Source organism: Sphingomonas sp., assembly GCF_024508665.1.
In the GTDB taxonomy this organism is placed as follows: Bacteria; Pseudomonadota; Alphaproteobacteria; order Sphingomonadales; family Sphingomonadaceae; genus Sphingomonas.
Genome location: NZ_JANINP010000006.1, coordinates 505,617 through 522,946, shown reverse-complemented (window position 1 = coordinate 522,946; position 17,330 = coordinate 505,617). Strand labels below are relative to the sequence as shown.

General features: G+C 64.9%; 17 protein-coding genes. 12 read left to right on the top strand and 5 right to left on the bottom strand.

Going from position 1 to position 17,330, the window contains the following annotated elements; translation table 11 throughout:
• The first annotated feature begins 712 nt into the window (after positions 1-712).
• Genes Q0L25_RS11395 through Q0L25_RS11380 form a run of 4 tightly spaced genes read left to right on the top strand, consistent with a single transcriptional unit; the run spans position 713 to position 4,473 of the window.
• A complete protein-coding gene (locus Q0L25_RS11395) occupies positions 713-1,474 on the top strand; it encodes a DUF459 domain-containing protein (RefSeq protein ID WP_296614310.1) in 762 nt (253 codons plus the stop codon).
• Positions 1,471-2,712, top strand: coding sequence for a GDSL-type esterase/lipase family protein (locus Q0L25_RS11390; RefSeq protein ID WP_296614308.1), 1,242 nt, complete (start codon positions 1,471-1,473; stop codon positions 2,710-2,712). Before Q0L25_RS11395 ends, Q0L25_RS11390 begins: the two co-directional genes overlap by 4 nt.
• A 4-nt stretch (positions 2,713-2,716) precedes the next feature.
• Positions 2,717-4,123, top strand: a complete 1,407-nt coding sequence (locus Q0L25_RS11385; RefSeq protein WP_296614306.1) for an MBOAT family protein — start codon at positions 2,717-2,719, stop codon at positions 4,121-4,123.
• Between the two features lie 11 nt (positions 4,124-4,134).
• Positions 4,135-4,473, top strand: a complete 339-nt coding sequence (locus tag Q0L25_RS11380) for a hypothetical protein (protein ID WP_296614305.1) — start codon at positions 4,135-4,137, stop codon at positions 4,471-4,473.
• Here Q0L25_RS11380 and Q0L25_RS11375 read toward each other — a convergent pair.
• Entirely contained in the window at positions 4,463-5,437 is a 975-nt protein-coding gene (locus Q0L25_RS11375; RefSeq protein WP_296614303.1) for a xanthine dehydrogenase family protein subunit M, read from the bottom strand. The genes Q0L25_RS11380 and Q0L25_RS11375 overlap by 11 nt on opposite strands.
• Positions 5,434-5,949: a 2Fe-2S iron-sulfur cluster-binding protein gene (locus Q0L25_RS11370; RefSeq protein ID WP_296614301.1), complete on the bottom strand. Its 516-nt coding sequence runs from the start codon at positions 5,947-5,949 to the stop codon at positions 5,434-5,436. Before Q0L25_RS11370 ends, Q0L25_RS11375 begins: the two co-directional genes overlap by 4 nt.
• Before the next feature lie 110 nt (positions 5,950-6,059).
• On the opposite strand from Q0L25_RS11370, the gene Q0L25_RS11365 reads away from it, so the two are divergent.
• A complete protein-coding gene (locus tag Q0L25_RS11365) occupies positions 6,060-8,819 on the top strand; it encodes a TonB-dependent receptor (RefSeq protein ID WP_296614299.1) in 2,760 nt (919 codons plus the stop codon).
• Positions 8,820-8,904: 85 nt separating this feature from the next.
• Here Q0L25_RS11365 and Q0L25_RS11360 read toward each other — a convergent pair whose 3' ends face one another.
• Positions 8,905-10,470 (bottom strand): ABC transporter permease/substrate-binding protein, encoded by a 1,566-nt coding sequence (locus Q0L25_RS11360; protein ID WP_296614297.1) that lies wholly within the window; start codon positions 10,468-10,470, stop codon positions 8,905-8,907.
• Positions 10,471-10,621: 151 nt separating this feature from the next.
• Positions 10,622-11,395, bottom strand: coding sequence for an ATP-binding cassette domain-containing protein (locus Q0L25_RS11355; RefSeq protein WP_296614295.1), 774 nt, complete (start codon positions 11,393-11,395; stop codon positions 10,622-10,624).
• Positions 11,396-11,546: 151 nt separating this feature from the next.
• Here Q0L25_RS11355 and Q0L25_RS11350 point away from each other — a divergent pair, with 151 nt between their 5' ends.
• The 3 genes from Q0L25_RS11350 to Q0L25_RS11340 all read left to right on the top strand — a co-directional run bounded on the left by Q0L25_RS11350 (position 11,547) and on the right by Q0L25_RS11340 (position 14,214).
• Positions 11,547-12,341, top strand: a complete 795-nt coding sequence (locus Q0L25_RS11350) for an SDR family oxidoreductase (RefSeq protein ID WP_296614293.1) — start codon at positions 11,547-11,549, stop codon at positions 12,339-12,341.
• A 108-nt stretch (positions 12,342-12,449) separates the two neighbouring features.
• A complete protein-coding gene (locus tag Q0L25_RS11345) occupies positions 12,450-13,346 on the top strand; it encodes a helix-turn-helix domain-containing GNAT family N-acetyltransferase (RefSeq protein WP_296614291.1) in 897 nt (298 codons plus the stop codon).
• A 130-nt stretch (positions 13,347-13,476) separates the two neighbouring features.
• Positions 13,477-14,214, top strand: coding sequence for a glycosyltransferase (locus Q0L25_RS11340; RefSeq protein ID WP_296614289.1), 738 nt, complete (start codon positions 13,477-13,479; stop codon positions 14,212-14,214).
• 17 nt (positions 14,215-14,231) lie between these two features.
• Here the strand turns inward: Q0L25_RS11340 and Q0L25_RS11335 are convergent, their stop codons facing one another.
• Positions 14,232-14,576 (bottom strand): 4a-hydroxytetrahydrobiopterin dehydratase, encoded by a 345-nt coding sequence (locus Q0L25_RS11335; protein ID WP_296614287.1) that lies wholly within the window; start codon positions 14,574-14,576, stop codon positions 14,232-14,234.
• Here Q0L25_RS11335 and Q0L25_RS11330 point away from each other — a divergent pair.
• The 4 genes from Q0L25_RS11330 (at position 14,575) to Q0L25_RS11315 (ending at position 17,271) form a co-directional block, all read left to right on the top strand.
• Positions 14,575-14,979 carry a metallopeptidase family protein gene (locus tag Q0L25_RS11330; RefSeq protein ID WP_296614285.1) on the top strand — a complete coding sequence of 135 codons (405 nt, stop codon included), beginning with the start codon at positions 14,575-14,577 and terminating at the stop codon, positions 14,977-14,979. The two genes, Q0L25_RS11335 and Q0L25_RS11330, sit on opposite strands and share 2 nt — an antisense overlap.
• A gap of 73 nt (positions 14,980-15,052) precedes the next feature.
• Complete coding sequence (gene ccmA / locus Q0L25_RS11325; RefSeq protein ID WP_296615686.1) at positions 15,053-15,646, top strand: heme ABC exporter ATP-binding protein CcmA; 594 nt, start codon at positions 15,053-15,055, stop codon at positions 15,644-15,646.
• Positions 15,643-16,290, top strand: a complete 648-nt coding sequence (locus Q0L25_RS11320; protein ID WP_296614283.1) for a heme exporter protein CcmB — start codon at positions 15,643-15,645, stop codon at positions 16,288-16,290. Before ccmA ends, Q0L25_RS11320 begins: the two co-directional genes overlap by 4 nt.
• Positions 16,291-16,515: 225 nt before the next feature.
• On the top strand, positions 16,516-17,271 hold the full coding sequence (locus tag Q0L25_RS11315; protein WP_296614282.1) for a hypothetical protein: 756 nt from the start codon (positions 16,516-16,518) through the stop codon (positions 17,269-17,271).
• The last annotated feature ends 59 nt before the right edge of the window (positions 17,272-17,330 follow it).

The following is a 17,330-nucleotide window of genomic DNA, read 5'->3' as shown; positions in this document are numbered from 1 at the left end:
CGCATCCCGTAGCGGCTCCTCAATGACCGGCCTAGCAGCGCCCGGCCCGCACGGGCTAGCCCGACAATTCGGCGAAACGCGTGGCTAAGCTATGCGTGAGGCGACCCGACGCGCGGCCGGTTGAGGATGCGACTCGTGGCCGCGATTCGACCAGAAATGCGAACGCGTCCAAAATAATTTTCGATTCGTCGCGGACGGAGAACGGTTCACCGGCATTTTAGCTCAGCCCGTCGCTCGAATGCTCGTGAGACAAAATGTCGTTGGTGAAACGATCGACGTTTTAGTCGCGAGAATCCCCAGTAGGCGGGTAAAACAGCGGAAAACCGACGAAGATAGTAATGCGGTCGAATACTGATACCAGATTCTTGCCGATATATCGGCGATAGACCGCCATTTATACGCAGGTACGGCATTTAGCCTGCGACAATGATGGAAAGCTTTTAGCAGCTGTATAGTATAGCCTAATCATCTACGAAGTAATCTCCACACATTTTTTGCTAAATACTGTTGATTGGTGAAATGATTCGGCGTATCTCGACGTCGTACTCGAACTGACGGGTTCACCATGCCATTGCCATTCATAATATTGGATCGCTCCGCGGTCCTCCTCCTCGGCGTGTGCGCCGGGGCTGCCATAGGTCTCGGCTTCGCTGGACACGCCGGTTCTGGCACGTCCGCAGTAAAAGCCTCGGTTTGCGCAATTCCCGCCAAGATGAACGCTGCGCCGCCTGAGGTCGCCGCCGCGCGCTTATGCGGATCGGTGCCGCAAAAACAGTTGATCGCTACCTTGCGCCAAGGCCGCCCGGTGCGCGTCGCGGTGTTCGGCGATTCGTACGGCGACGGTGTCTGGTCTGGGCTCCAGCGGCAATTGCCGCGCGCAAACTTCGAGGTCGTCAAATATAGCCAGCCGGCAACCGGCTTCACGCGCTACAAGCGGCTCAATATCGAGACGCATACCGCCGAGCAGATCGGTGCCGATCCGATCGACATCGCGGTCGTCTCGTTCGGCGCCAACGACGTCCAGGGCATCATCACCGACGAGGGCAAATATGGCCCGATGCTCGGCGACCGCTGGAAGGCGCAGATCGCGACGCGGATCGATCGCTTCATCGCCCTGCTCCGACGCCACCATGCCATGGTCTATTGGGTCGGCCTGCCGCGCATGCGCGAGGCGCAGACCGACAGCGACATGGGCGCGATCAACGATTTCTATGCCAGCGAGATGGCCAGGCTCGACGTGCCGTTCATCGACACGCGCCCGCTCGCCTCGGACAGGAACGGCCAATATGCCGCCTATCTGCCCGACCCCAAGACCGGCAAGCGCACGCTCGTTCGCGAGGGCGATGGCGTGCATATGTCGATGACCGGCTATCTGTGGATAACCAAGGGGCTCGCAGCGCGGATCCGCGACTATGTCGATGCAACGCGCGCGATCGATGCGACTCCCGCCTCTGCGCCCGAGATTGCGCGGTGAGACTGCTCGCCACGCCCCTCGCTATTGTCCTCGCCCTGCTGCCTGGCGTGGCCATTGCCGACAGTTGCTGGCGCGAGACATGCAATCTCGCGACGCTCCGGCCGGTTTTCGCGCAGCTCAACGCGGCGAGCACGCGGACACCCGGCAGGCGCCCGGTGCATATCGTCCAGATCGGCGACAGCCATACCGCGGGCGATGTGCTTACCGGCGCGTGGCGCGACCTGCTCCAGGCGCGCTACGGCAATGGCGGGCGCGGCGTGCTCGCCGCCGGACGGCCATGGGACGGCTATATCACCCATGGGGTGACCGCGACGATGTCGCCCGGCTGGCGGATCGCGGCGAGCTTCGGCAAGGGGTCTGAATATGCGGCGGTGCCGCTTGGCCTTTCGAGCTATTCGCTGACCTCGCTCCAGCCCGGCGCGACGATCGGGCTGACCAGCGACAGCCCAGCAATGGATTTCGACCGCTTCGTACTGTGCGCGATGGCTGGCCCCAATGATGCGACGCTGACCGTGCGGCTCGGCGGAGCAGACCAAAGCATCACCCTCGACGCTCCCGTCCCGACCCCGCGCTGCACGACGCTCCGCAGCGCTACGCCGCAATCGTCGGTCACCGTGACCGCCGGTGATCGGCCCACGACGATCACCTCCTGGGCAACCTTTCGTGACCAAGGCGGCGTGGCGCTGTCCAATCTCGGCGTGGTCGGCGCGCAGCTGCGGCATTTCGGCCGCACCGACGACGCCGTGATCGCCGAGGAATTGCGCGCATACGCACCCGATTTGATCGTGCTGGCATTCGGCACCAACGAGGGGTTCTCGCCGCACCTCGATCCGCGCGAATACGAGACGGGTTTACGCACCCAGATCGACCGGTTGCGCACGCTGGCGCCCGGCGTCCCATTGCTGATGCTCGGCGCACCCGATGCGCTGACCCGTAACCAAGCGCTCAAGGCCAATGCGGAGGGCGCGCTGCTCGGCTGCCCCGACGCGGTAACGCCCCCTTTGATCGCGCCGCCGGCACTCGGGCGGGTGCGCGGCATGCAGCGCGACGTCGCGCGCGATCTCGGCATCGCATTCTGGGACTGGCAGGCAGCGATGGGCGGCCCCTGCGCAGCGCGGGCGTGGACCGCGGCAACGCCCCCGCTGATGCGCCCCGACCATGTCCATTTCCGCTGGCCCGGTGGTCAGGCGCTCGCCGCCCGGCTCCAGGCCGATCTCGATGCAGCGATGAGCGAGTGACGCGATGCTGTTCCCGACGCTGACCTTTGGCCTGTTCTTCCTGGTCGTCTTCCCAGCCGTCTGGGCCGCACGATCGAACGAATGGCGCAAATTGCTCCTGCTCGTCGCCAGCTGGATATTCTACGGCGCTTGGGACTGGCGCTTCGTGCCGCTGCTGATCGGTTCGGCACTGATCAATTGGGGCGTCGCCGCGCTGATCGCACGCAGTGACGATGCGGATGCCCGCAAAGCGCTGTTGATCGGCGGCGTCGCGGCCAACCTGCTGGTGCTCGGCTTCTTCAAATATTTCGACTTCTTCGCCCAGCAAGCGGGCAGCTTGCTCAGCCTGATCGGCATCGGCCAGGGGGCCCCCCTGATGCAGGTCATCCTGCCGGTCGGCATCTCGTTCTTCACGTTCCAGGGCATCAGCTACGTCGTCGACGTGCATCGCGGGCGCGTTCCCGCCGCGCGGTTGCTCGACATATTACTGCTGATGTCGTTCTTCCCGCACCTCGTCGCCGGACCGATCGTCCGTGCTGCCGATCTCGTGCCCCAGTTCCAACAAACTCCGAAACTCAATCGCGGCATGGTGTCGATGGGCCTGCTGCTGATCGTGTGGGGATTGTTCAAGAAGGCGGTGATCGCGTCCGAACTGGCGACCCAGTTCGTCGACCCGGTCTTCTCGGCCCCCTCGGCGCATGGCTCGCTCGACCTGATCCTTGCAGCCTATGGTTATGCGGTTCAGATCTATTGCGATTTCTCGGCCTATTCGGACATGGCGATCGGCATTGCCGCTTTGCTGGGCTATCGCTTCCCACGCAATTTCGACCGGCCGTATCGCTCGGCATCGCTCCAGGAATTCTGGCGGCGCTGGCATATCAGCCTATCCCGCTGGCTACGCGATTACCTCTATATCGAGGCGCTGGGCGGCAGCCGTGGCGGCAAGTTCAGGCTCTACCGCAATCTGATGATCACGATGCTGCTCGGCGGGTTGTGGCACGGTGCCGCCTGGACCTTCGTGATCTGGGGCGGGTTGCATGGCGCGGCGCTGGTGGCCGAGCGAGTCTGGACGACCAGTCCGCGCACTCGCGACATCGTCCTGCCGCATTGGGCGAAGGTCGCACTGACGTTCCACGTCGTGACACTTGGCTGGATCTTCTTCCGCGCCGCAAGTTTCGGCGACGCGCTTGCCTATCTCGACGGAATTTTCGCGCCCGCCACGGGTGCGGTCACCGTCACGCCGCTGACCGTCCTGCTGATCGCGTTCGGCCTCGCCGTTCACGCGCTACGCTGGGATTCGATGACGCGCCTCGCCCAACGCCTCCGCGCGCTGCCCGCTCCCGCGTTCGCTGGCGCCCTGGTCGTGGCGATGCTGGTGGTCGACGCGATGCGCTTCGAAGGAGTCGCGCCCTTCATCTACTTCCGCTTCTGAGGCAGCCGACCATGTCCGACCTCTACGAATTCCCTGCCGATCTTCCCGACCAAGGCGATGACGGCCATGCAACGCTCCAATGGACCTGCACGATTGTCGTCATGGCAACGTTCGGGCTGGCCCTGTTCAACCCGGCCGCGATCAGCGGCTGGGTCGACGACCTGCCGCCGGGACCGACCAACGTGCGGCTGGCCGCAATTGGCGAATCCTGGGCCGAAACCGCCGATCGGGTCGGCTTTGGCCTAGGTCACGCCAAGCTCCACGCGGCGTGGAAAACCGCCGAGCGCATCGACTGGAAAGGCCGTCAGCCGGTCGAGATGGCCGCGACCAACCAGCCCGCTACGCCGTAAGGTCGCGTAAGCACGCAATCAGTGTGCGCCGCGCGAGCACGATCTTGAAGTCGTTATGCCCGTAGCCGCGCGCCTCACTCAACAACGCATCGGCCGCCGCCTCGAACGCCTCGGTTCCTGCAGGCCGGCCGGCAAGCGCCGCTTCGACCTCGGCGCTGCGCCACGGCATCGGCGCGAGCCCGCCGAACGCCAGCCGGGCCGAGCTGATCACACCATCCTCGACCGCCACCGCCGCCGCGACCGACACCAGGGCGAAGGCGTAGGAAGCGCGGTCGCGCACCTTGCGATACAGTTGCCGCCCGGGCGGCGGAACGGGCAATGCGATCGCAACGATCATCTCGCCGGGCTTGAGGTTCGTCTCGATCTCCGGCGTGTCGCCCGGCAAGCGGTAGAGCTCGCCGAGCGCGATCCGTCGTTCTCGTCCCTCTGGCAACGCTGTCACGACGACCGCGTCGAGCGCCCGCAAGGCCACCGCCATGTCCGACGGGTGCGTCGCGATGCACGACGCCGAGGTGCCGAGAACCGCGTGTATGCGGTTGAACCCGCCGATCGCATCACAGCCGCTGCCGGGCTCGCGCTTGTTGCAGGCCGCCGCGGTCTCGTAGAAATAATAGCAGCGCGTTCGCTGCAGCAGATTGCCCGCGACCGACGCCTTGTTGCGCAATTGCGCCGACGCGCCTGCCAACAGGGCCCGGCTCAGCATCGGATATTGTACGCGGATCAGCGGATGCGCGGCGAGATCGCTATTGGGCACCAACGCCCCGATCCGCACGCCGCCGTCAGCGGTCTGCTCGACGCTATCAAGTGCCAGCCGACTGATATCCACCAGTTTCTCTGGCGTCTCGACCTGCAATTTCATCAGGTCGACCAGATTGGTACCTCCGGCGATGTAGCGCCCGCCACCGGCACCCGCGGCCAGCGCCTCCTCGATGGTCGCGGCCCGCGCATATTCGAACGGCTTCATTCCGCTGCCTCCGCCAGGCGCTCGGCATCCGCCACTTCTCGGATCGCCGCGACGATCGTCGGATAGGCCGAGCAGCGGCAGATATTGCCGCTCATCCGCTCGCGGATTTCGGCATCGCTCAGCTCGACATCGTCGAGATCGTCGCTGACATGGCTCGGCCAGCCCCGAGCCACTTCGTCGAGCATGGCGGTCGCCGAACAGATTTGTCCCGGCGTGCAATAGCCGCATTGGAAGCCATCGTGATGGACGAACGCCGCCTGCAACGGGCTGAGTTCGTCCGCCCTGCCCAGGCCCTCGATCGTCACCACCTCATCGCCTTCGTGCATTACCGCCAGGCTCAGACAGGCATTGATACGTCGGCCGTCGACCAGCACCGTGCACGCGCCGCATTGGCCGTGATCGCATCCCTTCTTGGCGCCGGTCAGGCCGAGATGCTCGCGCAACAGATCGAGCAGGGTAGTTCGCGGGTCCACCTCTATTTCGCGCACTTGACCGTTGACGGTGATCCGCATCGCTCACTCCTCGGATGTGTCCCGCCGCCACGAAGGCACCGAAACGGCACATTTCTGCGACAATTCGAATGTAGTGGCCTGCGTTGCTCCCGACCAGTAGCGGAAAATAAATGCGTCGTTCGATCAGTCTTGTCCTGTTGCTTGCCGGCAGTGCGCCCGTCGCGCTCCATGCCCAAACCGTCCCTCCGCCCGCGCCGACCCCCGCCCCCCCGCAGTCGAAGCCGGCATCCGCGCCACAATCGGAGGACGACGGTCCAGAGGAAAACGACATCGTCGTCACCGGGTCGCGCAGCCTGCCCGGCGCGGTGGTCGGCGATATTCCGCCCGAACAGTCGCTCGGGCCGGCCGATGTCCGCTCCTACGGCGTCAACAGCATCAGCGACTTGTTGACCGAACTCGCGCCGCAGATCCGCAGCGACCGTGGGTCGGGTGGCGCCCCCGTTGTGCTGCTCAATGGCCGCCGCATTTCGAGCTTCGCTGAAATCCGCGATCTGCCGACCGAGGCGATCGCACGCGTCGACATCCTGCCCGAGGAAGTCGCGCTCAAATACGGCTATTCGGCTGATCAGAAGGTCGTGAACATCGTCCTTCGCCAGCGCTTCAAGTCGATCACTACCGAGCTTGGGGGCCAGGTTGCGACCGAGGGTGGCCGCAACACGCCGTCGGTGACCGGCGACATCGTCACGATCCGCCGCAACAATCGGTTCAGTCTGCATGCCGGCTATACCGACAGTTCGCCGCTCTATGAGAATGAGCGCGACATCCTGCCGCCGGTGACGAGGCCGGTGGTACCGGGAACGATCGATCTCAATCCGGGCTTTGATCAGCGGCCCTATCGTACCCTGTTGTCGTCAAGCCGCAATTTCCAGACCAACCTCGTCTATGCCCGGCCGCTGGGCAAAGTGAATGCGACGATCAACGGCACGTTCCAGTACACCGAATCGACCGGTGCGCAGGGCCTGCCTACGCTCGACCTGACGCTGCCCGCGGGCAACCCGTTCTCTACGTCCGCTGACGATGTCGACATCAATCGCGTTCCCACTGGCTATGACCCACTCAAGCAGCGCAATTCGGCGCTGACCTACCATCTCGGCACCGGCTTCAACGGCCAGTTCGGGACGCAATGGCGCTGGTCGCTGACCGCTAATTACGATCGCGTCGACAGTGAGACGTTCAGCGAGACGGGGTTCGACGTCAGCGCCCTTCAGGCCCGGCTCGATGCCGGCGATCCGACGTTCAATCCGCTCGGGCCGATCAATCCGCTCGATTACTCGATCGCACCGGCCAATCGGGGGCAATCGACATCCAATAGCGGCGGCGTCGACGCGCTGGTCAATGGCAAGCTGCTCAAGTTGCCCGCCGGCGACATCTCGACCGCAATCCGCGTCGGCGGATCGCTATCGAGCCTCGACAGCCAGTCCTACCGGCTGAACCCGCAGAACGCGCTGGTCAGCACCAGCGGATCGACCACGCGCAACGAAGCCTCGGGCCAGATCAATCTCGACGTGCCGATCGCGAGCAAGTCGAAACACGTGCTGGCGTTCGTCGGCGACCTGTCACTCAACGGCAATATCGCGGTCCACCAATTGTCGGATTTCGGCACGCTGACCACGCGCGGTTACGGCGCCAATTGGCAGCCGATCCAGGGTGTGCGCTTCATCGCCTCGGTGACCGACCAGGACGATGCTCCGTCTGCCGCGCAACTCGCCAACCCCACCGTCGTGACGCCGAATGTCCGGGTGTTCGACTATGTCAAAGGCGAGACCGTCAGCGTCACCAGCACGACCGGCGGCAATCCCTTCCTCAAGGCCGACAGCAAGCATACGCTGAAGATCGGGCTGACCCTGAAACCATGGGAAAAGACCGACTTCACGCTGACCGCCAATTACGTGAAGTCGAGCGTGCGCAACGCGATCGCCGGCTTCCCGGCGGCGACGGCGGCGGTCGAGGCCGCCTTTCCCGACCGCTTCACGCGCGATGCCGACGGCGACCTGACCGCGATCGATACGCGCGCGGTCAATTTCGCGCGCACCGACCGCTCAGAATTGCGCTGGGGCTTCAACATCTCGAAGCCTATCAAGTCGAAGCTGCAGAAGCAGGTCGAGGCCTTCCGCGCCGGCACCGGCCCCAATCCGTTTCAGGGCCTGCGCCTGCCCAATGGCCGCCGCTTCGGCGAACGGCCTCAAGGCGATGGCAACAATCCGAACGCCGCCGGCACGCCGCCTGCTAACGGCAGCGCGCCCAACGCGAACAATACCCCGCCGCAGGACGGTGCACCCGGCGGCGACCGTCCGGGCGGCGGACGCGTCGGCGGCGGTGGTTTTGGCGGCGGCGGGTTCCGTGGCGGCGGGGGGCGCGGCGGACGCGGCGCGTTCGGCGGCGGCGGCGGGCGGCTCCAATTCGCCTTCTACCACACCTGGCATTTCACCGACCGGGTCGAGATTTCGCCGACCTTGCCGGTGATCGACCTGCTCAATGGCGGGGCGATCGGGTCGGGCGGCCAGTCGCGCCACGAACTCGAGGCGCAGGGCGGCTATTCCAATAACGGCCTCGGCGTCCGGCTGTCGGCCGATTGGCAGAGCGGCACGCATGTGCTGGGCGGCACGGCGGGCAACCCCAATCCGCTCGACTTTTCGAGCCTGGGGACGATCAACCTGCGCTTCTTCGCCGACCTCACCCAGCAGCTCAAGTTCCTCAAGAAGAACCCTTGGGCAGCGGGCATGCGGGTGACGCTGGCCGTCAACAACGTCCTCGATTCGCGCCAGCGCGTCCGCGACGCCAACGGCAACACGCCGATCAGCTATCAGCCCGATTATCTCGACCCGATGGGTCGCACGATCCGGTTGAGTGTTAGGAAGGTGTTTTTCTAAGGCCGAGCGCGCCCCTGAATAGCGGTGCTATTCAGGGAGACGCGCCGGCCCGGCCGGCGGCGCCAAAGGCGCCGTCCGACGCGGCTTAGCCGCGTCGAGAGGCCGGCTTCTGCGCTACCGCCTGCAACCCCACCCGCTTCTCCAGCCACTGCGCCGCCGCGTCCGGGGTCACCTTCCCCACATCGCGATCGACCATGTAATTGGCCTCGCGCATCGCCTCGACCGGCACCCGCCCGATCAGCGGTTTCAACGCCGCGATCATCCGCGCATCCTTCGCGTAGCGCGGCGCGATGATCAGGATCGCGTCGTAATTGGGGATAGCGCCCCTGGGATCGCTCAGCACGGTCAGCTTGTCGGCGGCGATCCGCCCGTCGGACGAGAAAGCCGAGATCACATCGGCCTGCCCGCTTTCCAGCGCGCGATACATGAAGGTGGGACTATAGGCATGGGCCGACCCGAACCGGATCGGATAGGCGGCGCGCACCGCTTTCCATTCGGGGCGTTCGAGGAATTCGAGATCGGCGCCGAATTGCAGCTCCGGCGCCTTCGCCACCAGATCGTCGAGACCGGCGATCCCCAGCGCCTTGGCCCGATCGCCACGCATCGCGAAGGCATAGGCATTTTCGAACCCCATCCGCCCAAGCAGGTTCAGCCCCTGTTTCTGCTGCCAGATTCGGATCGCCGCCAGCATCGCATCGCGCGGCGGCGTGTCGGTCCGTTTCATCTCGTTGGTCCAGATCGTGCCGGTATAGTCGACCGCGACATCGACGTCGCTCGACGTCAGCGCCGCGAACATGACGCCGGACCCCAGCCCTTCCTTATAGCGGACGCGATAGCCTGCCGCCTCGAGCCGATGGCCGATCATCCGCGCCAGGATATATTGCTCGGAAAAGCCCTTGGCGCCGATCGTCACCGTTTCCTGCCGGACCGGGAGCGCCGGGAGCAAGGCAACCACGACGCCGAGCGCGAGCAGACCGAACGCGATCCACGGGCCACCCCGCCCGCGCCGCGCGATGCCGCGCTCGATCACGCCAAGCAGCGCGTCGACTGCGAGCGCCAATCCCGCTGCGGCTGTGCACCCGGCGAGAACCAACGCCCAATTCTGCGTTTGCAGCCCGGCGAAGATCATATCGCCCAGGCTCGGCTGGCCGACCGTGGTGGACAGAGTCGCTGCGCCGATCGTCCATACCGCGGCGGTTCGAATCCCGGCCATCAGCACCGGTGCGACCAACGGCGCCTCGACTAGCCGCAATTTCTGCCACGCCGTCATCCCGACGCCGTCGGCCGCCTCGATTACCGCTGGATCGATCCCGGCGAGTCCCGTCACCCCGTTCCTGAGAATCGGCAGCAAGGCATAGAGCGTCAGCGCGAGGAGCGAGGGAAGGAAGCCTAACGCGGGAATTCCGCCACCGACCAGGGTCGAGAGCGACAGCAGGATCGGATAGAACAGCGCCAGCAGCGCGAGGCTCGGTATGGTCTGGATTAGGCTGGCGAAGCCGAGCGCGATCCGACCGACCGAGGGCACGCGCGCCGACCAAACGGCTAGCGGCAGGCTGAGGATGATTCCGAGAACCAGCGCGCTCATCGCGAGGAGGAGATGTTGTGCGAGGAGATCCGGCACGCGCGCGAGGGCATCGAGGAAGTCGGTCACTTGAAATCCTCCCCGGCACGGGGAGGGGGACCATCGCGCCAGCGATGGTGGAGGGGGTAGGCCTCAAGGGGTGCCGCTTGTGGCGCGCCCTCTCCACCAGCCTTCGGCTGGTCCCCCTCCCCGCGAGCGGGGAGGAATTGGAGCGGCCCCCTCACGACTCTGATTCCAGCGCAGCCAATCGCCTCATCTGCTCGCGCGGCACCGCGACCAACGCCTGCGCCTCCGCCCCGCCCTGCCCTGCTAACAGCCCATACGGGGTTGCATCGGCAACGATCCGTCCCCTTTCCATCACCAGCACGCGGTCGGCGAGCAGCAGCGCCTCGGCCATGTCGTGCGTGACCATGATGGTGGTCAGCCCGAGCCGATCATGCAACGCGCGGATCGCGCCGCCCAATTGGTCGCGCGTGACCGGATCGAGCGCGCCGAACGGCTCGTCCATCAGCAGCAGGCGCGGCTCCGTCGCCAAGGCACGCGCCACGCCGACACGCTGACGCTGGCCGCCCGACAAGGCGTCGGGCATCCGCTCGGCGAAATCGGCCGGCAGATCGACCAGTCCGAGCAACTCGGCAACGCGCGTGCGGGGGTTCTTCTCGCCCTCCAGCCTGAGCCCGATCGCGACATTCTCTGCAACCGTCAGATGGGGGAACAGTCCGATATTCTGGAAGACATAGCCGATCCGCCGCCGCAGCCGGAAGCGATCCTCGACGTCGATCGCCTGCCCGTCGATCGCGATGCTGCCCTTGCTCGGCTCGATCAGCCCGTTGATCGTCTTGAGCAGCGTCGACTTGCCCGACCCCGAACTGCCGACCAGTGCGACGAAGCTGCCGCCGGCGATCTCGACCGAGACGTCGTCTACCGCGACAGTGCCGCCTGGATAGGATTTGGTTACGCCGCTTAGTTCGAGAGAAGGGCCCTGCGTGCTCACGGCGCCGTTGTGCGGGAGCTGAGCGATAGGGTCAAACCGCCAAATTCGTCACCCCGGACTTGTTCCGGGGTCCAACGTGCCGCAAGCCTGTGGCTTGGGGATGGTTGGATGCCGGAACACGTCCGACATGACGAGATCAAGGGGAGCGAGGATGGAAACGAAGGCAATCTTCATCACCGGTGGTGGATCGGGCATCGGACGCGCCGTCGCGCAGCGTTTCGCGCGCGAGGGCTGGCGTGTCGGTCTGGCCGACGTCAACGCCAAGGGGCTGAGCGAAACCGCGGCATTGCTGCCCGTGGGCATGAGCGACACCTACATCATGGACGTGCGCGATCGCGATTCGTGGAAGACCGACCTCGACGATTTCACGTCGAAGACCGGCGGGCGGCTCGACGTGCTGTTCAACAACGCCGGCATCGGCACCGGCGGCCCGATCGCCGAGATGAGCTTCGAGGATCTCGACCGTGTCGTCCAGATCAACCTGGTCGGCGTGCTCAACGGCGCCAAGATCGGCCATGCCTATCTGGCCAAGACGCCGGGATCCTGCCTGCTCAACACCGCCTCGGCCTCGGCGATCTACGGCTCGGCCGGCCTGTCGGTCTATTCGGCGACCAAGTTCGGCGTGCGCTCGTTGACTGAGGCGCTCGACGGCGAATGGTATGGCGACGGCATCAAGGTCCGCGACCTCGTCCCCGCCTTTATCGACACGCCCCTGCTCCAGGGACCGATCGAGGGCAGCAATCGCACTATTCGCGAGACGGTGACCGAGGGCGGGTTGGAACTGAGCAGCGCCGCCGACGTCGCGGACGCGGCGTGGAACGCGGTCCATGGCGATGCCGTCCACACCTATGTCGGCAAGACCGCCTTCCGCATGAAATTCGCAGCGCGCTGGATGCCGGGCCAGTTGAGGAAGATGATGCGGCGCGGAATCGGCAGCCGGGACTAGCCGAGGCCAGCCCAATATACGCGTATTGTTGATTCAGTCATCATCCTATAATGTTGATTCGATCAACATGGCGGATGAAGCGAGATGACGATTCGACAGGAGCGGGATGTGGCCGCGCTACGCGCATTCAACCGAGTCTATACCAGCCGACTCGGACTGCTCGACGCGCATCTCGATGACAGCCCGTTCACCCTGAGCGAGGCCCGCGTTCTCTACGAGCTGGCCAATCGGTCCGACCCGACCGGCGCCGAGATCGCCCGCGCGCTCCGTCTCGATCCGGCGCAGATCAGCCGCACGATCAAGCGGTTCGCCAATCGCGGCCTGGTCGCGACGCGCGACGACCCATCGCATGGTCGCCATCAATTGCTGGCGCTCACCGATCAAGGCCGGGCAGCCTTTACCGCTTTGGAAAACAACACGCGCCGCGCGATTGGCGCGCTGCTGGACGAATTGCCGCCATTCCGGCGCGCGGCGATGCTTTCGGCGGCGAGCACGATTACCCGTGTGTTCGAGGAAGACCCATCCGGGCCCATCCTGCGCAGACTTCGGCCCGGCGACCTCGGCATGGTGATCGCTCGACAGGCGATCCTCTATGCGGAGGAATATGGCTGGAATAGCGACTATGAGGCGCTGGTCGCGCGCATCCTTGCCGACTTCCACCAGTCCTTCGATCCCGCTCGCGACGCCGCGTGGATAGCGGAGATGGACGGCCGGATGGCGGGCTCGATCTTCCTGGTTCATGGTGACGAACCGGACGTGGGCAAATTGCGCCTGCTCTATGTCGAGCGCGACGCGCGCGGGACCGGCGTCGGCAAGATGTTGGTCGCGGCCTGCGTCGATCGCGCGCGCGCGGCCGGATACAAGCGGCTCGATCTTTGGACCAATAGCGTCCTCACCGCCGCGCGCCAGATATATGAACGCGCCGGTTTCGTGCTGGTGGACGAAGCGCCGCATCATTCATTCGGCCAGGACCTGATCGGCCAGACCTGGTCGCTGGCGCTTTGACGCGGCGCCCGCCGCGGCCTATGGCGCTGATCGCGAGCGCGACATGCGCGGGACCCTAGCCGGCGAATATCTCTGGTTTTACCATGCTCTTGCTCTGGCCAGGAAGCGGATATTGCGGCACTAGCGAAACATGCCCGGCGTGACCCCAGAGCGAAGGCCGACCATCAGCCTGATCATCCCCGCTTATAACGAGGAGGAATATCTCCCCGCCTGCCTCGACGCGGTAATGCGTAACGTCGCCGGCAAGGCGGCTGAAATCATCGTCGTCGACAACAACAGCACCGACCGCACCCGGGAAGTGATCGAGCGCTATCCCGGCGTCACCTATGTGTTCGAGCCGGAAAAAGGGATTACCCGGGCACGCCAGCGCGGCTTCCTGTCGGCCTCCGGCGATATCCTGGCCTATGTCGATGCCGATACGCATCCGCCCGCTGGCTGGATCGAGCAGATCTGGGAGCAGTTCGAAAACCGGAACGATCTGGCCTGCCTGTCGGGGCCGTACAGTTTTTACGACCTCAGCGGCCTGCGCAACAAGGTCTCAAGCGGTTGGTTCGTCGCCGCGCGGCCGCTCTACAACATCACCGGTTATATGATGGTCGGCGGCAATTTCGCGATCCCGCGGGACGTGCTCGAACGGATGGGCGGGTTCGACAGCTCGATCGAATTCTACGGTGAGGATGTCGACATCGCCAAGCGCGCCAAGCAGCAGGGCAAGGTGCTGTTCTCCCCGCGCTTCGTGATGCCCACCTCGGGAAGGCGGATGAAGAAACAGGGCTTCGCCAAGATCGCCGGCATCTATTTCCTCAATTATTTCTCGATCGTCTTCCGCGGCAAGCCCGCCACCAAGGGCTATGAGGATATCCGTTAGACGGATTGCGACTGTCGCTAATCCACCAGCTCGTCGATCGCTTCCGCCATCGCGATGTCGCGATGCGACAATCCGCCGGCATCGTGCGTGGTCAAGGTGATGTCGACGCGGTTCCACACGTTCGACCATTCGGGATGGTGGTCGTGCTTTTCGGCCAGCAGCGCGACACGCGTCATGAACGCGAACGCCTCGCTGAAATCGGCGAAGGTGATGCTGCGGCTGATCGCGTCGCGGCCTTCGTCATAATCCCATTCGTCGAGTTCATCGAGCGCCTCACCCCGTTCCTCGTCGGTCAGTTGTTCGACCATCGCCTTCTCCCTTGCTTGCCGCCGCGATGGATAACGGCCTATGCCGCTCGTCATGAGCGGGCAAGAGGGCGCACATGTCGCGCCAAGCGCACAAGAGATCGAGGCGATCGCACGCCGCACGCTCGCGGCGCTGCCCGACGAGTTTCGCCGCCATCTCGGCGACGTCGTGCTGATCGTCGAGGATTTTGCCGATGACGAGACGCTGAAGGCGCTCGATATCGAGAGCCCATTCGATCTGACCGGCGTCTACCACGGCCGTCCTATCGGCGAGAAATCGTCGATGGAATCGGGCGCGATGCCCGACCGCATCCATCTATACCGCCGCGCGATTCTCGACGAATGGATCGAGGATGGCGAAGATCTGTCGACACTCGTGCGGCATATCGTGATCCATGAAGTCGGGCACCATTTCGGGCTGAGCGACGAAGATATGCACCGGCTGGAGGATGAAGCGTGAGCTCTCTCGCATCATCCACGTCTCGCCTGTCGTCATCCCCGCGAAAGCGGGGGTACGAGCGGGGCGGGCGCGCATGCTGAGTTTCTCTTCCGTCACCTGCATTCGCGGCGGCCGCGCGCTGTTCGAGGACCTGTCCTTCGCGCTCGGAACCGGTGATGCGGCACTGGTCACCGGCCCCAACGGCATCGGCAAGTCGAGCCTGATCCGCCTCGCCGCCGGACTGCTTGCTCCGGCCGCCGGCCGCATCACCGGCGACGCGCCGCGTGCATTGCTGACCGAGCAAGCCTCGCTCGACGAGGAATTGCCGCTGGCCCGCGCGCTCGCTTTCTGGGCGGGGCTGGATGGTACGGTCGGCAAGGTCGGGGCCGCGCTCGAAGCGCTTGCTCTGGCCGAACTGGCCGACATCCCGGTCCGCCTGCTTTCGACCGGCCAGCGCCGCCGCGCCGCGATCGCCCGCATTATCGCCAGCGGGGCACCGCTCTGGCTGCTCGACGAGCCGGCCAACGGGTTGGACAAAGCCGCACTCTCTTTGCTCGAAACCGCGATCGCCACGCATCGCGCCTCGGGCGGCGCGATCCTGGTCGCAAGCCACACGCCGATCACTTTGCCCGATGCGATCACGATCGATCTTTCCCGGAGCCTGCCCCATTTGGATAACGTGGCGTGAGCTCGATCCTCGCCTCGCTCATCGCCCGCGACCTGCGTCGGGCCTGGATCGGCGGCGGGGCTTTGCTGCCGGTCGCGTTCTTCCTGCTCGTCGCGATCCTGTTTCCTTTCGCGATCGGCCCCGACGCCAAATTGCTCGCGCGGGTCGGCGGTGGCGTGTTGTGGGCGGCCGCCCTTCTTGCCGCGCTAATTCCGATCGAGCGCCTGGTTGCGCCGGACATGGCCAGCGGCGTGATCGACCAGTTGCTGACCCGCGGCCAGTCCGCCGCGACGATCGCCTTCGCCAAGCTGATCGCGCACTGGCTCGCTTTCGCACCGCCGGTTCTGATCGCGGCTCTTCCCGCGGCGGCGTTGCTCGATCTCTCCACCGAGACGCTGGTCCGGGTAGAAATCGGCCTGCTGATCGGCACTCCCGGCCTGGCCGCGCTTGCGCTTGCGACCGGCGCGTTGGTCGCTGGGCTGCGCGGCGCCGGCGCGATCGCCGGCTTGCTATTGCTGCCGCTCGCGGTCCCGCTGCTGATCTTCGGCGCGGGCAGTCTCGATGGCGGCATCGGTGCGCTCAAACTGCTGGCGGCAGTCAGCCTGGTGCTGGTGGCAGGAGCGCCGTTCGTCGCCGGCGCTGCGATCCGCGCAGGGTTGGACTGAGCAATATCTTTCTCGAGTGCGAACGCGGTAGCGCGTCGTAGCGGAGCACGCGAGCCGACGCCATCTTAGCTCGCGGAGCCAACGCCGTGGCGTTAGCATCCGATCATGCGCCTCGCATCCCTCACTCCGAAGATCGCGATTCTGGTCCTTGGCGTAGCTGTGGGAGCGGTCTCGACATGGGCATTCGTATCCCACCCAGCTCGGCCGGAGCCAATTTCGGTATCGATGTCCGAGGCCACGCCTATACCCGAACCGACGTCGCCGCCGCCAAAAGGCAGCAGCGCCGAACTCGGCGCAAAGCTGTTGCAGCGGGTCGGGCGCAACGTGATCGCCGACGACCGGGCCAGGGGATTGCACGATGGGCCGATCGAATTTTACACGGTGCCTAAGCCCTATGGCGAAACGCTGTGCCGCGTCGATGTGTACACCGTCGCGCCGAAGATCGTCCGCGGTACGATCCTCGACAAGGAAGAATGGGACAACGATCTCAAGGTCGACACGCGATACGGATTGTGGAGGCGACCGTCCGCTACCGGAGGCGACCGATACAAAGCTTGCGCCGCTTTTCGCGATTTCCGGCATCTGATCACGGAGGGCAACTTGCCCTCGGTCGCTCGGGCAACGTACGCGATGGACACGATCCTTGATCGGGCGAGGTCAGGTAAGGTCAGCTTCAAGCTATCCTGCACCGTAATGTCGTTGAGGCTGGGTAAGCCGATATCGTGCGATTCCTTGGCAATCCTGCGCGCCCTATCGCTCCAGGACATCCATCGTACCGAGATGAAGTCCGAGACGGAGGGCGAGCACTCTTCGGTGCCCCACGACGAAGTCTTGGTTGCCGGCGATAGGATCGCGAAGATATTGAAAATGAAGACGTTCATGACCGTGATCAACATCGAGGACGAACAGCATTTCGGCAAGCAGAGCATCGACGAAGCCGAGGTGAGATCGGTCGAGATCGTAATCGACGAAGAGTGTTGATCGATTCCGCTAGACCGCTTTAATGCGCCTCGCCGCTAGCGGCCGAAGAGACGCCGCGA

Bases quoted from the DNA above. Each gene is read 5' to 3' on its own strand.
- Q0L25_RS11395 (WP_296614310.1), top strand. From the start codon at position 713: ATGAACGCTGCGCCGCCTGAGGTCGCCGCCGCGCGCTTATGCGGATCG.
- Q0L25_RS11385 (WP_296614306.1), top strand. From the start codon at position 2,717: ATGCTGTTCCCGACGCTGACCTTTGGCCTGTTCTTCCTGGTCGTCTTC.
- Q0L25_RS11380 (WP_296614305.1), top strand. From the start codon at position 4,135: ATGTCCGACCTCTACGAATTCCCTGCCGATCTTCCCGACCAAGGCGAT.
- Q0L25_RS11375 (WP_296614303.1), bottom strand. From the start codon at position 5,437: ATGAAGCCGTTCGAATATGCGCGGGCCGCGACCATCGAGGAGGCGCTG.
- Q0L25_RS11370 (WP_296614301.1), bottom strand. From the start codon at position 5,949: ATGCGGATCACCGTCAACGGTCAAGTGCGCGAAATAGAGGTGGACCCG.
- Q0L25_RS11365 (WP_296614299.1), top strand. From the start codon at position 6,060: ATGCGTCGTTCGATCAGTCTTGTCCTGTTGCTTGCCGGCAGTGCGCCC.
- Q0L25_RS11350 (WP_296614293.1), top strand. From the start codon at position 11,547: ATGGAAACGAAGGCAATCTTCATCACCGGTGGTGGATCGGGCATCGGA.
- Q0L25_RS11340 (WP_296614289.1), top strand. From the start codon at position 13,477: ATGCCCGGCGTGACCCCAGAGCGAAGGCCGACCATCAGCCTGATCATC.
- Q0L25_RS11330 (WP_296614285.1), top strand. From the start codon at position 14,575: ATGAGCGGGCAAGAGGGCGCACATGTCGCGCCAAGCGCACAAGAGATC.
- Q0L25_RS11335 (WP_296614287.1), bottom strand. From the start codon at position 14,576: ATGACGAGCGGCATAGGCCGTTATCCATCGCGGCGGCAAGCAAGGGAG.
- ccmA (WP_296615686.1), top strand. From the start codon at position 15,053: ATGCTGAGTTTCTCTTCCGTCACCTGCATTCGCGGCGGCCGCGCGCTG.
- Q0L25_RS11315 (WP_296614282.1), top strand. From the start codon at position 16,516: ATGTCCGAGGCCACGCCTATACCCGAACCGACGTCGCCGCCGCCAAAA.